The 15,806-nt window shown below is 57.8% G+C and carries 12 protein-coding genes; 7 read left to right on the top strand and 5 right to left on the bottom strand.

Features of this window, described 5'->3' with window-relative positions; translation table 11 throughout:
* The first annotated feature begins 225 nt into the window (after window positions 1–225).
* Window positions 226–1,005, top strand: coding sequence for a rhomboid family intramembrane serine protease (locus L1A08_RS15520; protein WP_238757356.1), 780 nt, complete (start codon window positions 226–228; stop codon window positions 1,003–1,005).
* Here L1A08_RS15520 and L1A08_RS15515 read toward each other — a convergent pair.
* The 5 genes from L1A08_RS15515 to L1A08_RS15495 all read right to left on the bottom strand — a co-directional run bounded on the left by L1A08_RS15515 (window position 993) and on the right by L1A08_RS15495 (window position 6,759).
* A complete protein-coding gene (locus L1A08_RS15515) occupies window positions 993–1,916 on the bottom strand; it encodes an alpha/beta fold hydrolase (RefSeq protein WP_238757355.1) in 924 nt (307 codons plus the stop codon). The genes L1A08_RS15520 and L1A08_RS15515 overlap by 13 nt on opposite strands.
* Window positions 1,913–3,124 (bottom strand): aminotransferase class I/II-fold pyridoxal phosphate-dependent enzyme, encoded by a 1,212-nt coding sequence (locus tag L1A08_RS15510; RefSeq protein ID WP_238757354.1) that lies wholly within the window; start codon window positions 3,122–3,124, stop codon window positions 1,913–1,915. The genes L1A08_RS15515 and L1A08_RS15510 overlap by 4 nt, the downstream gene beginning before the upstream one ends.
* 8 nt (window positions 3,125–3,132) lie before the next feature.
* Window positions 3,133–4,314, bottom strand: a complete 1,182-nt coding sequence (locus L1A08_RS15505) for a M24 family metallopeptidase (RefSeq protein WP_238757353.1) — start codon at window positions 4,312–4,314, stop codon at window positions 3,133–3,135.
* A 227-nt stretch (window positions 4,315–4,541) separates the two neighbouring features.
* On the bottom strand, window positions 4,542–5,609 hold the full coding sequence (locus L1A08_RS15500; RefSeq protein ID WP_238757352.1) for an NAD(P)/FAD-dependent oxidoreductase: 1,068 nt from the start codon (window positions 5,607–5,609) through the stop codon (window positions 4,542–4,544).
* 190 nt (window positions 5,610–5,799) lie between these two features.
* A complete protein-coding gene (locus tag L1A08_RS15495) occupies window positions 5,800–6,759 on the bottom strand; it encodes a DUF1559 domain-containing protein (protein ID WP_238757351.1) in 960 nt (319 codons plus the stop codon).
* Window positions 6,760–7,111: 352 nt separating this feature from the next.
* Here L1A08_RS15495 and cysS point away from each other — a divergent pair, with 352 nt between their 5' ends.
* From cysS to L1A08_RS15465, 6 genes are all read left to right on the top strand, one after another.
* On the top strand, window positions 7,112–8,629 hold the full coding sequence (cysS, locus tag L1A08_RS15490; RefSeq protein ID WP_238757350.1) for a cysteine--tRNA ligase: 1,518 nt from the start codon (window positions 7,112–7,114) through the stop codon (window positions 8,627–8,629).
* A gap of 12 nt (window positions 8,630–8,641) precedes the next feature.
* Window positions 8,642–9,127 (top strand): DinB family protein, encoded by a 486-nt coding sequence (locus tag L1A08_RS15485; RefSeq protein WP_238757349.1) that lies wholly within the window; start codon window positions 8,642–8,644, stop codon window positions 9,125–9,127.
* Between the two features lie 1,016 nt (window positions 9,128–10,143).
* Entirely contained in the window at window positions 10,144–11,733 is a 1,590-nt protein-coding gene (locus tag L1A08_RS15480) for a S41 family peptidase (protein ID WP_238757348.1), read from the top strand.
* Window positions 11,734–11,759: 26 nt separating this feature from the next.
* The gene (locus L1A08_RS15475) at window positions 11,760–12,650 is read left to right on the top strand and encodes a hypothetical protein (RefSeq protein ID WP_238757347.1); all 891 of its coding nucleotides are present in this window, start codon (window positions 11,760–11,762) and stop codon (window positions 12,648–12,650) included.
* Window positions 12,651–12,691: 41 nt separating this feature from the next.
* Complete coding sequence (locus tag L1A08_RS15470; protein ID WP_238757346.1) at window positions 12,692–14,053, top strand: enolase C-terminal domain-like protein; 1,362 nt, start codon at window positions 12,692–12,694, stop codon at window positions 14,051–14,053.
* A 296-nt stretch (window positions 14,054–14,349) separates the two neighbouring features.
* Entirely contained in the window at window positions 14,350–15,606 is a 1,257-nt protein-coding gene (locus tag L1A08_RS15465) for a 3-keto-disaccharide hydrolase (RefSeq protein ID WP_238757345.1), read from the top strand.
* Window positions 15,607–15,806: the final 200 nt, after the last annotated feature.

Here is a 15,806-nt window from a genome sequence, read left to right as displayed (position 1 = left end):
TGTACGGGCGTACCGGCTGCGGCGGCTCCCAATTTTTGGTGATTGGGAAGTCTAATCACGTCCCGGCCTGCTGACAAGCGATTTCAGACTGTTAATGTAGATTGAACGGGAGAGAAATCCTCTTCTCCTCCGTTCAATTGGCGCGGAACTTGTTAGTCATCGACCGCACTCGATTTCACCGGCGTGGCGAAGCCCCAAATCCTGCCTTGAAAGCACTCCGACACCATGATTCCACTTCACGATACCGTGCCTTCCCGAAGCACTCCGTTCATTAACTATCTGCTGATCATCATCTGTGCGGTCGTCTTTTTTCAGCAGATCACGGGAGAGGGATCCGGCACCAATCTGGTGGAACGTTATGGGATGATTCCCGCCAGGCTGATCAATCCGGGAGCGGAAGTCACCCTTGAAGAGTACCAGCCGGCTCCCGGCGGACGGCCGGGCGAATATGAGATCGTCTCCCGACCTGCCGCTCCTTCAGCCGTTCCTCCGATTCTCACGTTGATCACGTGCATGTTTCTCCACGGCGGCTGGATGCACTTCCTGGGCAACATGCTGTTCCTGTTTATCTTCGGAGACAACGTGGAAGACTGCTTTGGACACTTCGGCTATCTGCTGTTCTATCTGGGAACGGGGGTCCTGGCCGGACTGGCGCACTTCGCAAGCATGCCGGGGTCCACCATGCCGACCATTGGAGCCAGCGGGGCCATTGCGGGAGTGATGGGAGGCTATTTTGTGCTCTATCCGCACTCGAAAGTGGTGGCCCTGGTGCCCCTTTTTATCATCTTCTTCACCGTACGGCTGCCCGCGCAGGTATTTCTGGGGATCTGGATTCTGTTCCAGTTGCTGCAGGGCTCGTTTGCTCCGGGAGGAACCGAAGCCAGTGGCGTCGCCTGGTGGGCCCATATCGGCGGTTTCGCAGCTGGATTCATTGTGGTCGTCGTTCTGAAGAACGCCCACCTCATCCGCCAGCCGATCCCCGAGCCACCAACTTATGAGTTCTGATCGAGAAACTGCCGAATCGCCGCAGTGAGATCGTCGGGACGCTCTTCGAACAGATAGTGTCCAGCTGTCGGAAATTCAACCGCCTGCGCGGATGGGAAGCGTGTCTGGAACTCCCGGAGAAAATGGGGCGTGAAGCACCAGTCCTTCATGCCCCAGGGCAGCAGCATCGGCTTCCCCTTGAGACGCTCTAGATTCTCTTCGATCTCGACAAGAGCCCGGTAACTCGGATGCGTCGGACGGAGTGGGATGTCCTTCACGAATTTGTCGACGGCAATCCGATCGTTCCACGATTCGTACGGCAGCAGGTAGCCCTTCTTGATCCGCTCCGGCAATGGTGATGCTTCGTTAACCGCCATTCGGACGGCGGCTCCCGCAAAGAGATTCAGCCCGCGAACGCCAACCGTACCAAGCAGCGGCGTGCGACAGACAGCGATGCGAAGCGGAATCCGTTTGGATCGGAAGGCCGCCGTATTCATGAGCACGAGTCGCGAGAACTGATCCGGCGTCCGACCAGCAGCCCCGCAGCCAATCGCTCCTCCCCAGTCATGAGCGATCAACGTGATGTTCCGTAACTGCAGCGATTCAATGAGCTTCTGCAGACGATCGACGTGCTGACTGAGGTGATAGGCTCGAAGCTGCGGCTTGTCCGACAGTCCACAGCCGAGATGATCAATCGCGACGCAGCGATATTCCGGCGACAGCTGCTTGATCAGATTCCGCCAGGCGAAACTCCACGTCGGGTTGCCATGCACGAACAGCAGAACCGGTCCCTGCCCTTCGTCGATGTAGTGGATGTTCCCGAATTCCGTTTGCAGAAACCGCGAGGCGAACGGATATTCGTCGGCCAGTCCGGCTTTGCTGATTGCAGGATGGACATCCTGATCGGTGAGAGACGTTTGGTTGTCAGTCATACGTGCGATGTTTCGTGAAGTTTCAACAGGACCTGCGTCAGTTCATTCAGCACATCCGGCGAGTGAACCGAGCTGAGTGAGATGCGCAGTCGGGCGGTGTTGTGAGGGACAGTTGGAGGGCGAATCGCTCCAACAAGAAATCCGGCGACTTCCAGTTCGCTGGCCCAGTTCATTGTGCGGTCAGGATCTTCCAGAACAACCGAAACAATAGGAGAATCGGAATCGCCCAGAAGCGTGAGGCCGGCATCTCTGAGAGTCTGTCTGAACTCGACTGAGCTTTTACGCAGGCGACTGCAGCGGTCGGGATCGTCCTGAAGGATTCGAATGGCCGCCGCAGCGCCTCCACAGGCGGCAACGGACAATCCGGTCGAGAACATCAGCGGCCGGGCGGTATTCCACAGCAGCTGAATGAGGGCGGCGGAACCGGCGACGAATCCTCCCTGGGACCCGAGCGACTTGCTGAGTGTGCCGACTCGCACAGCGATTCGACGGTTGATCAGATCGGCGTCGCAATGGCCCGACTCCCGAAGCTCCGTCACCGCTCCCTGTCCGGTCGAGCCATACACGCCGGTCGCGTGGGCTTCGTCGCAGATGATTGTGGCGTCGTACTGCTCCGCCAGTTCAACGAGCCGAGCCAGCGGAGCCAGAACGCCGTCCATACCGAAGACCGTCTCGGTAACGATCCAGCGTCGTCCCTGGTGTGACTGAAACTTCTGCAGCTGCCGTTCGAGGGCATCGAGTTCCGAGTGCCGAAACACCCGCAGCGATCCCCCCGAGAGCCGGCAGCCATCGATCAAACAGGCGTGGTTGAGCCGATCGCAGAAGACGAGATCGCCCGGTTTGACCAGAGCGGCAATCGCTCCCTGACAGGCCGCGTAACCCGACGAACAGAGCAGGACATCTTCGACCGCTTCGAAGGTGGCCAGTTGATCGCGAAGGGCCTGATGAGCCGGCGTCCATCCGGAAATCAACACGCTGGCACGGGCTCCAAGACCGTGCGTGCGAGTCGACTCACACGCCGCGGCAATCACTTCGCGATGGTTGGCCAGGCCGTGATAGTCGTTGCTGGAAAAGTCCCAGAGTTCGCGACCATTCAGTCGGCAGCGCCCTTCACCAAGTGGTTCGACCAGCCGACGTTTCCGCAGCAATCCTTCGGTTTGGATTGTCGCCAGCTGACGTTGGACAAATTCGGAAAAGGGTTCGGCCACGGAAAGGATCAGGTCAGGGAGATTTCATGATCACTCAACCGTTCGTAACCGGTTTCGGTGATCAGATAGTTGTGTTCGATCCGCATACCGCCGACACCTTCTTCGTACGCCCCCGGTTCCAGCGTGACAACGTCGCCAGCCTGCAGCGTGTCGGTGCTTTCCGGAACGAGGATCGGGGCTTCAGGATGCCCGAGCCCGAGGCCGTGACCGGCGTGATGAGTGAAGATGTCGCCCTTGCCGGCATCGAGATACGGCTGCTTGACGGCTTTGTAAACGTCGGCGCACTTCACACCGGCTTTGAGCATTTCTTCCCCGGCCTTCATCCCGGCCGAGCAGAGCTCGAAGAACTTGCTTTGCTCGTCAGTCGGAATCGTCACCGCCAGCGTGTTGGTGAAGTCGCTGCGATAGCCACAGAGGACAACCGAGTAGTCGAGCACGAACAGGTCACCGGACTGCAGTTTGTAATCAGTCGGCAGTCCGCCCTGTTTCGGATTCTTCGTGGTGCAGGCGCGGAAGTCGCCGTAAACGAGTCCCGGTCGACCAGCAGCAGCCAAAGCGGCCTCCTGAACCTGGCGATACATCTCGAACTCGGTGACACCTTCGCCGATGACCTCGCGAGCCCGCTTCTGACCGGCGGCGCCGGCTTTCATGCAGACCTTCATCAGTTCGATTTCGTCGGCGTGCTTACTGCGACGCAGAGAGCGGATGGTCGTTCCGAGATCGAGCGACGTGGTTTTGTGCTTGCCGCCGTCTTCTTTCGAGACCGAATGCGATTCGTGACCGGCGGCCAGAATTTCCCATGCCCCCACGGGCAGCCATTCCGCTTCGACCGAACCGGGTTTGCCCAGCAGTCGCTCAGCCACGGTTTTCACCGCGTTAAACAGGGCGTGGTCTCGATTGATGACCGAATGCTTGTGATCGTACCAGCCTTCGACGACTTCTTCGTCGACAAACGCCTGAGCGGAAGCCGATCGAATTGAGAAGTTATCGCCCAGCAGAGTCGCCTTCTCGCCGTCGCGTTCGAGCAAAAGAAGGCATCGCTCGCCCAGTGAGAAACTAAGCGGCTGAACCATGAAGTTCGACAGATACTGCACGTGCCGGGGATCGGCAATGAGCAGCCATTCCAGATGATCGGGAACTTGGGACCAGAGCAGCGAACGGCGTTTCTTGCAGCCTTCTTCGGTCAGCATGAGGAATTCACTTCCTGTCGAGAGGATTCACAGGTTCTTGATGTCACGTTTGCCCATTGTGCACAGACAGGAAGGTCTATGCCACCCTGCCGGTGGGCCGAGATTCGGACCACAAGCCTGGGGGGGCGATGCCCATGTTTGTTTAGGCAGGCAGTTGTATCTCAGCGTCCGATACCAACATGCCCACGCGAGCGTGGGCATGGCACCCGTCGATGGTCAGATCTGGATCAATGATGGCCCTGGGCGGCGAGCCAGCGTTCGGCGTCGAGAGCCGCCATACAGCCGCTGCCGGCGGCGCTGATGGCCTGTTTGTAGTAGTCATCGGCCACGTCTCCGGCGGCGAAAACGCCTTCAACGCTGGTGTTCGTGCGGAACGGCACGGTCCATTTGATGTATTTGTTAGGATGCGTTTCGACCTGACCGTCGAGGAAATCGGTGTTCGGCGTATGGCCGATCGCGGCGAAGTAGCCGGTCACATCGAGCTCTTCGGTCTGGCTCTCATCGACCGTGCTGCGAATCCGCACCCCGGTCACGCCCTGCTTCTCATCGCCGAGAACTTCATCGATCACCGTGTTCCATTTGACGTTGATCTTCTCGTTCGACAGAGCCCGTTCGACCATGATCTTGCTGGCTCGGAACTCATCACGGCGGTGCACGATGTAAACCGTTGAGGCGAACTTCGTGAGAAAGGTCGCTTCCTCCATGGCCGAATCACCGCCGCCGACGACGACAAGTGGCTTGTTTCGGAACCGCGGGAGGGCACCGTCACAGACAGCACAGGCGGAAACCCCCAGGTTTTTGAAGCGGTCTTCCGACTCCAGACCGAGATAATTCGCGCGGGCTCCGGTGGCGATGATGATCGTGTGCGCCTGGAATTCCTTGCCCTGCAGTGTTTTCAAGGTGAAAGGCCGCTGCGACAGATCGCAGGAAACAACATCATCGGTGATGACTTCGGTGCCGAAGTTTGTCGCCTGCTTCCGCATCAGTTCCATCAGTTCCGGACCGCTGACGCCCTTCTTGTGGTGGGTCGACTTGAGTTCTTCGGCCTTGCGTTCGTCGAAGGCGGTTTCAAAGTAGCCGGTCAGATCGCCAGCCGGAAACCCTGCGAAGTTCTCGACTTCGGTCGTCAGAGCGAGCTGACCGAGCGGAAGTGTCCCTTTGACCCGGTTGTCTTCGGTGAAGGCTCCCTCGAAGACGAGCGGCTCGAGATTGGCGCGGGAGGTGTAAATTGCCGCCGACCAGGCCGCCGGACCGGAGCCGATGATGATGACTTTGCGGATATTCTGATCAGCCATGAGGGCAGTCCTTGTAACTCAATGCAGCCGGAGGGTTCACGTATTTTTACGGACGATAGTACGAACGGCTTCTCGCGGCAACTGACGCTGCGGCGCCTTGGTCAAAACGACGCGGACACGTTCGCCGGTCTCAAAATAAAAACAGGGCAGCGACGAATCGCTACCCTGTTTCGGAGAACTGTCAGGCGACTTAGAACTCGCCGATCACCTCGCCGTCCTGCCGATTGAGCAGGAACTCGTAGGTGCTGTTCGCGGTCTGATCCCGGTTGTGATCGATATTCTCCGAGATGAAGCGGACCGAACCATCAGCCAGAACGAACTGAGCTCCGCCCTGGTGCTGACTGCTGAAGCCCTTCACGAAATCCCAGCCAGTGACCTGGCCGTTGATATTCACGTGACCAGTGCCGCAGTTGTCGTAACCGAAATCGTTTTCGTGAGTCGCGGCAATGGTGCCGGCCCAGACTCCAGCCGAAGCGTTGACGCCGGAACGCTCGTATCGACGTTCACCGACCATAATCGTGTTGCTGGTTCCATCCGTAATGTCCCGCATCTGCACCTTGCTGTGCTTCCAGAACATGCCGGAGGGATTGTGCGACGGGCTGGTATCGCCATTGTCACGGTTCGTGAAATCGTGATCGTTGGCGGCCATGTAGTTCGACTTGGCAGCTTCCCAGCCATCGTTGGTGAAGCGGTTCCACATCGAGCCATTATCCAGCGGCGAACCGACGTCAGAAGGACACATATAGGTGTTGATCACCGTGCGGACTTCCGTCTGTCGGTCGAAGGGCTTGCTGCCTTCACCGATGCCGGCGGCGTCATACAGAGCGGGCTGTTCCACGAACGGCAGAATAAAGGCCTGCCAGCCCCAGCCGGGCCAGCAACTTGCGGCACATGCAGTGGCATGGTTGGCGGATCCCTGAGCGTTCACCGGTTGAACGATGAGCGGGGGGAAAGCGCTGTGGGTATCGTGATAGTTATGCAGAGCCAGGCCAATCTGCTTGAGATTGTTCTTGCAGCTGCTGCGGCGAGCGGCTTCGCGGGCCTGTTGAACAGCCGGAAGGAGCAGCGCCACCAGAATCGCGATGATAGCGATAACAACGAGAAGTTCGATCAGCGTAAAGCCACGCCGATCACGAAGCGACAGATTCATTGAGTCTCCAGAATAGCAATAAAGGTTGGCCCGTTAACTTGGGGGAAGCAAAGGGGGGTGGAATTCTAAGCAGGAGCCTTTAGATTTCAAGGCTTGCAGATATCGTTATTCATAAACAGGACGTTTAGTCACGGCTACACTTAGCCACACCACAAAGTTGGTCTTGTCGTGAAACTGCTTTAATGAACGCCCGTGCCAATCCTGGGACTGCTACGGCCTTCACGGTCGGCGGGGGATTTCTTCGTTCGTCACCGGCTGAAAACTGCTCTTTTCAAGCCCGCCAAAATCCATCAGATTACGAATCGTACCTGTATTCTGTAGATCACCGCGTTGCGTAGGGAAGCTCTGTCCGATGGCGATCCGTTTTTACAACAGTCTCAATCACCAGACCGAGGAATTTCAGCCACTCGAGCCGGGAACGGTTCGCATGTATTCCTGCGGTCCGACCGTTTACGACTTCGCCCATATCGGGAATTTCCGCTCGTTCCTGTTTGCGGATTTGATCCGTCGCTTCCTCGAAGTGATCGGCAACGATGTCATTCATGTCATGAACATTACCGATGTCGGCCATATGACCGACGATCAGGTGGCCGATGGCGGTGGCGAAGACAAGATGGAAGCCGCGGCCAAGCGTCTGAAAGAAGACAAGAAGTCCGGCCGGGTCCCCGACGGAGCCATCGAAAATCCGGACGACCCCTATCAGGTCGCCGACTTCTTCACGAAAGCGTTCCTGGAAGATGCCCGGAAGCTCGGCCTGAAGATTGCCTTCGAGTATCCCCAGCGGATTCCGCACGCGACCAACAACATCACCGAGATGCAGGAGATGATCTCCCAGCTGATCGAAAACGGTCACGCCTACGTCGGCACCGACGGAGCCGTCTATTACAGCGTCGAATCGTTCCCGAAGTATGGTTCACTCAGCGGTAACACGCTGGAGCAACTTCGCGAAGGTTCGGGCGGACGGGTTCAGGAAACCGATCAGGCGGCCAAACGACACCCGGCCGACTTCCTGCTCTGGAAGCCGGATCAGAGTCACATTATGAAATGGGATTCTCCCTGGGGTACCGGTTATCCGGGCTGGCATATCGAATGTTCGGTCATGGCTCGCAAATTACTCGGCCGCGAAGTGATCGATATCCATACCGGGGGCGAAGACCTCATCTTCCCGCACCACGAATGCGAGATCGCCCAGAGCTGCGGAGCTTCCGGCAAAGACTACTTCGCCCGCTTCTGGATGCATGCCCGCTTCCTGATGGTCGAGGGGGAGAAGATGTCGAAAAGTAAAGGCAACTTCTACACCGTTCGCGACGTTCTCGGCGGCAAGGTCACCGGCCGCGAAGTTCACCCAGCGGTCCTGCGTTACGAGTTGCTCCGCTCGCACTACGGCAGCAATATGAACTTCACCGAGAAGGGACTCAAGGACTCGGCAACTGCTGTCCGGAAGCTGAACGAATTCAACAAGATGCTGGAGGCGAAGACCGGCGGGGAAGCAGCCGAAGTCGATAACAGCCATCCGGTGCTCGCTGATTTCCTGAATGCCCTTTCAGACAACCTGAATATCTCCGGCGCACTCGGCGTGCTGTTCCCCTGGATGTCCGGTTCGCATGACAATCCGCAGGAATCGCTGGCGGTCTTGAGAACCATCAACCGGATTCTGGACGTCGCTCCGATGGAACACGCCGCTGACCTCGAAGAGGAAGGCGGTGGAGACGACGGTTTCGACGTGAAAGCCCTCTGCAAAGGCATCGACGACGCCCGCGCCAGCAAGGACTATGCGAAAGCCGACGAGATCCGCAATCAACTCCAGGATGCCGGCTACGAAGTTCGCAACTCGCCGGAAGGAACCGTGGCCACGCGTCAGCTGGCGTAGACAGGTCGGATTATGGATCTGCTGGATCGTTTGCTGGGACACGACGCGTCGACAACGCGTCAGTTCCTCGATATCGCAAGCGGACTTTCCAGAGACCAGCTCGAACGAGAGTTCGATTGCGGACATCGCACCGTGCGGGCGACGCTCGAACATATCGTCTGGAACGTGGAATGCTGGCTCGATCTGATGCAGCAACGTCCGGTTCGTGATCACATCGTTCGCGGACCGTCGATCGAGGACCTGCTCCAACGTTATGAAACGGCTAGCGGAGAGTTGTTCGCATTCTCTCGTCGAATTGTCGACGACGGAATGCTCGATTCCACGTATCTCGACACGCTCGATGAACCGCCACAGCCAAAAACGTATGGCGGAACGATTCTGCATCTGGCCACTCATGGCATGCACCATCGAGCCCAGTTGCGGCTGATGTACCGCTTACTCGGCCTTCAGAACCTGCCTGAAGGGGATGCTCTGAGTTGGGAGCGGTTGCAGCTTTAGCCCCTCCCAAACGAAAAACGACCGGAACAGACATCGCCTGGCCGGTCGCTTTTTGTTGGAATCCCCGCATATCGTCGCTTAGAGCATTTGACGCTTCTCCTGCAGACGAATTTTGATTTTGCTTTAGCGGCAGCCACAGCTGCGGCATGAGCGACAGCTTCGGCAGCTGCGACAGGAACGACAACTCCGACAGCTGCTGCAACACCGGCCCTGCGGGGTCTGCTTGGCAGAACGCAGCTTGCCGACTTCTTTGACCATGCTCGTATTCGTACTGGTGGTGGTGGCTGCCATGATTCGTCTCTCTTTCGAAATATCCGGTCGCGGGTGATGTTCGGTGTGATGCTGTGTGTCAGTCATCGTTACATCCTTCCCAGCGAAGATGCCCGGCCGAAGGGGACACTCTTCGATGGAATACTTGCAGAAACCGGTCAGTGGAATGTCGGCCTGGATGCGCCGGCCTCGTGCCGAGCGCAGCCCCGCCCGCGATCCCCCAGAACCAGCCGATCCGGACAGCTCGCCTACCAGGACATGAACAACCATGTGAACAGTTCCGGAGACCTTGCCAGAATTCTCCAGATTCGATGAGCTGCATATCCCTGTTCTTTAAGGATATTTCGCTTCTTCGGACGTGATCTGACAAGGAGGTCCGAGGATGCCGATTATGCGGTGTGATTCGCGTGATAAAAAATTGACCGCCCCAAAAACGTGACGTATGCTGAATTCAACAATGCTGTTGTTCAAAGGCAACAGTTATTGAGACTGATCATTCACTGTCGCCCACGCTTGTCGGGCTGTTCGAGAATGGAATTCTCACGTGAGTCTGTCAGTTGTCGCCTCTGGGAACAGATTGGGAGTTCCGCAGCGACATCCGGCCGATTCGCATTAAGTATTGCCTTTTAAATTGGAAGGCGATTCCTCAGGAGGAATCACAAGCGGCGACTTGCAGCAACTAGAGGGGGAAACGCTGCATGTCCTTATTCAGGAAATCGTTTGTATCGTGCTGTGGCGCGATCTGTATGACTGTTGTTCTCTGTCACGTGCTCGAAGTCACCGGCTCCCCGGAGTCGGAACTCGATAAGGATGGAGTTCGGCAGGCAGTCTACGAAGGTGCGGAATTCGAGCGGTCGCGAAAATGGTCTGATGCAATTGTCCATTATCGCGATGCTCTCGAACTCTGGCCGGACAATGAAGAGCTCAAATACGGTCTGCGGCGGGCTCGATTCCATATGCAGATCGATCGGCGTTATGCCGATCCGAGCTATGGCAAATCGCTGTTGCGTCTTTCCGACCGGCAGTCGCTGGAACTGCTCGACGAAGTGCTGATGAAGATTCACAGCCACTATGTCGATTCCCTTTCCTCGACTTACTTTCTGGCTCACGGCACGGAAAGCGTCTATCTGGCGCTCAACAATGAGGCCTTCCTCGAGAAGCATCACGTCTACGATGTGACCAATCATCAGCTGAAAGCCGCCCGTCGAATGCTCTTCGACGAGTACTGGAACAAGCCGATCAGCGGTCCCGATGAAGGACGCAAGCTTGTTCTTGAAGTCGCCGAACGGTTGGAAAGCCAACTGGGAATCAGCCGCGTGCCGATCATCCTGGAGTACGTCTTCGGTGGCTGTAACGCCCTCGACGACTACAGCAGCTACCTCACGCCGGGCAAACTGACGGATCTCTACAGCAACATTGAAGGCGAATTCGTCGGACTCGGCATCGAAATGAAGTCGGAAGCCGGCAAGGGGATTCATCTGATCGATGTGCTGCCGGACAGCCCTGCTCTGGCCGGAGGACTGGAACCAGAATGCTTCATTACGCATGTCGATGGTGTGGATGTGCTCGACAAGCCAACCGATGAGGCCGCGTCTCTGATCACCGGAAAGTCGGGCAGCCGCGTTCAACTGCGATGGATTGATCCTCGCGGACAGGACCGGACCGGCACTTTTGTTCGACGCGAAGTGAAAGTAAAGAGTGTTCCGATCGCGAAGATCATCGACGAAGCCAACGGTGTTGGTTACCTCCGCCTGGCAGGTTTCCAGCGGACGACCGCACAGGAATTCGACGAAGCGTTGACGCAACTCAGCCGTCAGGGAATGAAATCGCTGATCTGGGACGTCCGGGGCAACCCGGGTGGACTGCTCACCGCAGCTGTCGAAGTTCTCGATCGCCTGATCGACAACGGCGTCCTCGTCTCGACCAAGGGACGTACGTCGGATCAGAACTGGACCTACTCAGCTCACTCGGCGGGAACCTGGAACGTTCCTCTGGTGTTGCTGATCGACGAAAACAGTGCCTCGGCCAGCGAGATTGTCGCCGGTGCTGTTCGGGATCATCAGCGTGGAACTCTTGTGGGACGCAAGTCCTACGGGAAATGGTCGGTGCAGAGCATCTTCCCGGTCAGCCAGTCGTGCGGACTGCGGCTCACAACCGCCAAGTTCTACTCGCCAAACGGCCTGAACCACACTAAGATCGGCGTCGAACCGGATGTGCTCGTCCCTCGGGATGCGAGCGAACATCTGCGAGTGACGGAAAAGTCGCTCGATACCGACCCGGATATCCTGAAGGCCGTCGAACTGTTGCAGGACACGCAGCTGACCCGCACTCCGTAAGACGCCTGGGCAGTTGAAACTGCGACATGAAAATCGAACCACCGAAGTGGATGAATCAGGGGGCCGGCCGGCCTCCTGATTCCGTTTTATCCTTTCGTGCGGAATCAGCAATCACCGGATTCGAGAGCATGCTCGAAGCCGGTGATTACGCCGTTTCCGACGACCTCGGCACGCTCTATCGGCTCGACCCGCTCCTCAACGTTAAACTGCTGACGCGATTGCAGGAACCGGTGACAATCCTTTCCTGGTGCGAAACCGGCGAGTTCGGGACCGCTCTGGTCGGCAAGAACTCCATTGCCCGGATCGACGCGAAGCTCAAAGTCGTCTGGACGGTCCAGATTCCGTTCGACTGCACCACGCTGGCGATCGATCCTTACGGCGTCTTTACGTTCGTCGCAGCCGCTGATGGGGGCGCTCTGGTCCTCGATGATCGCGGCAAGAAAGCAGCGGTGATCGAAACGCTCCGGCCGTTGAGCTACGTCGGCTTTCTCGTCGATGAGCCGGTCGTCTTCGCGGCTGCTGAGCATGGCCTGCTCGCGACGTATTCCATCGCCGGACGAAAAGTCTGGGAACAGCCACTCTGGTCGAACGTGGGCGACATGGCCGTCGTACACAAAACGGGCCATGTACTGCTGGCGACATTGAATCAGGGGATTCAGGCTTTCACCGGACAGGGCGACACCGCTGGTTCGTTCATTCTTGAGGGGACAGTCAGCAAGATCGCAACCAGCTATTCAGGCAATCATTCTCTGGCGGCGACGATCGAGAACTCGGTTTATCGCCTCGACGATGACGGTTCCCTTCTCTGGGCCGCGCCGACCGAAGAAGAAATCGTTAAAGTCGATGTCCATCCGATCGAACCGGTCGGACTCCTCGTTTTCAAGAATCATCAGGTGCTGCGTCTGGAGTGGTCGTAACATCTGCCTCTGAGTGAACCACTCCAGGGAAGACTCGACGAATGACCAACTCCCGTGATGCCCGCATCGTCCGCGCCGACGTGACGTTTGACCCGGTCCCTTTCCGCGCGCCGCTGAAGTTCGGCGGACGGACCGTCACCCAGACCGATCTGATCAACGTCGAAGTCGAACTCGAAGGACGCGATGGTCGCCGTGCGATCGGCCACGGCAGCATGCCGCTTGGCAACGTGTGGGCCTGGCCGTCTCAAGTGACTGAACCGCCAGCCGCCGAAACGGCGATGAAGCAACTCGCCCTCAAGACGGCGGTCGCTGCGGTGCAGTTGAAGGAGTTTGGTCATCCCATCGACCTGATGCTGGCACTCATCGAACAGTACGGAGAGATCGCCGCGGGTGTGATCGCCGAACTCGAAATGCCGGAATCAATTCCGGTTCTCGCTCAGCTCGTCGCCAACAGCCCCCTCGATGCCGCCGTGCACGATGGGTACGGGCGTCTGCACGGGCAGAGTTCGTTCAACGTGCTTTCGTCTGAATATATGAACCATGATCTGTCGCATTACCTCGGCGACGACTTCAAAGGCGAGTATCTGGATCAATACACCTCGCGAGAACCAAAGACGACACTGCCGCTGTATCATCTCGTCGGGGCGGTCGATCCGTTGAAAGACGCCGACATTTCACAGCGAATCAACGATGGACTGCCGGAAACGCTCTCGGAGTGGATCCTGGCCGACGGACTGACCCATCTGAAGATCAAACTGAACGGCGACGATCTGGACTGGGACATCGAACGGGTCGTCGAAATCGATTCCATCTCGGAAGTTGCTCAAAAGGAACGGGGCTGCGACAAGTGGTTTTACTCGCTCGACTTCAACGAGAAATGCAAGAACGTCGAATACGTGCTCGGCTTCCTGAAAGGGATTCAGGAGAAGTCGCCGGGTGCCTTTGAGCGGGTGCAGTACATCGAGCAGCCGACGCATCGGGATCTGAAGAAGTTCCCGGATAACCGGATGCATCAGGCGGCTGCCATCAAGCCGGTCGTGATCGACGAGTCGTTGATCAATCAAGACTCGCTGCACGACGCCGAACAACTCGGCTACACCGGCGTCGCGTTCAAGGCGTGTAAGGGACAGACCGAAACACTGCTGCTTTCAGCGGCTGCCCAGAAGAAGAACATGTTTCTCTGTGTTCAGGATTTGACCTGTCCCGGCTTCAGCTTCCTGCACTCGGCTTCCCTGGCCGCCCGCATCCCGGGTGTGGCCGCGATCGAAGGCAACGGCCGCCAGTACTGCCCGGCCCCGAATGCAGAATGGGCGGACGACTATCCGGGCATGTTCAATGTGACCGAGGGAACGGTTCAGACCGGCGAACTGAATGGACAGGGACTCGGGTTTCAGAAGCAATGACGTCACCTGGCCGGCATCGGCATCTCGGGGCGTTGTTCCCCTCCGCGAAGGGTCTGTTTCTGATCGCGTGTTGCTGAAAAGCCACGTCCGGGCGCAACCCGGATCATCGGACCGTTCGCTGGACCCGCTACGATTTCTGCAGTTTGCAGATTCTTCCGCCGGTCCGCAGGTAGAATCTTGCGAGCAGTCGCCTCTGGATGGCAGAGTAGAACTATTCGTCGATTCCCCCGGCTGAGATGCGCCCGGAACATCGACGTACAACTTTGATTTCTGCACCGATGCAACGAGGGGTTCCTGTGCTCACTTCCAAATCACCAGCTGTTTCTGGGTTACTGATTGCCGCCGCGGCTTTCTTTCACGGCAGCACTCTGTCCGCCGCACCGAAAGTTTCGCCTCCGGCGACGCAGGATCTGGCCGAGGTCGACAGCGACTTCCGCTATCAGGGTGAATACATGGGCTACCTGCCGGGAGCCGGCAAGGTCGGCCTCCAGATTGTCGCCCGCGGACAACAGAATTTCGATGTCGTCCTCTACGGTGGTGGACTCCCCGGCGACGGCTGGGATGAAGAAGAACCACAGCGGGCCCAAACCGTTCTCGAAGACGGAGTCGTGGCTGCAGAAGTTGGCGACTTGAACGTGAGCGTGGCTCGCAACCAGGCGTCATTCTCCGATGAAGACGGCCGCTCTCTCGGCGTGTTGCGAAAATACGATCGCCGCAGTGCCACTATCGGCCTGCCCGCTCCTTCTGATGCAATCGTGCTCTTCAATGGGCAAGAGAACGATCACTGGAAGAACATGACGGTCACCGAGAACGGTCTGCTTGAAGAAGGTTGCGAGACTGTCGACGCTTTTGGCGACTTCACACTGCATCTCGAGTTCCGCCTGCCGTACAAGCCGCTGGGAACCTCTCAGGACCGAGGCAACAGCGGAGTCTATCTGCAGCGTCGTTACGAAGTGCAGGTGCTCGATTCCTTCGGCGACCCGCTGGCGTTCAACCACTGTGGAGCCATCTATCGCGTGAAGGCTCCCGAACGCAATATGTGCCTGCCGCCACTCAGCTGGCAGACGTACGACATCAAGTTCCGGGCGGCCCGCTTCGATGACGAAGGCAACAAGACCGACAACATGAAGATCACGGTCAAGCAGAACGGGATCGTCATTCACGACGCCGTCGAGATCACGACGAAGACGGGAGCCGGCAAGCCGGAAGGTCCCGAGCCGATGACAATTCTCCTCCAGGACCACGGCAATCCGGTTCGGTACCGCAACATCTGGCTCAAGGAAGGCGATCCGTTCACCGGTTCCGAGGAAACTATGCCGTCCCCCGAAGCCTACGCCGATGCTCATTCGCAGTCGTACGACAGCTACGGCTATGGCGGCACCAGTTACGGTTACGGATACGGCGGTTACTACGCCCCGAAATCCTACTACGGACCATACACGATCGACTGGATGCCTTACACCTGGAGCTACCGCATGGCTCCGCTGGCACCGCCGGCTCCGTATTACATGCACCTGAATCACGACCTGCCGCCCTATCCGTATAACTGGTAGGTTTCGGCAGCGAGTCTACTGCGGTAGAGATCTTTGCGATTCAGTCACTGGAATTGCCACGAGTCTCCGAGAGCCATCATTGGCGCGGAGGCTCGAAGTTTTTCTGAACTCGCTGATTTTCCGTGAACCGACGGATGGTTCCGACGTTAAAGTCGATGGATGATGGATTCCCCTCTTCCCCGACGTTCTCAGCGGAGTCA

Origin of the sequence: Rubinisphaera margarita, assembly GCF_022267515.1 — a bacterium.
Classification (GTDB): domain Bacteria; phylum Planctomycetota; class Planctomycetia; order Planctomycetales; family Planctomycetaceae; genus Rubinisphaera; species Rubinisphaera margarita.
This window is presented reverse-complemented; position numbering and strand designations above follow the sequence as displayed.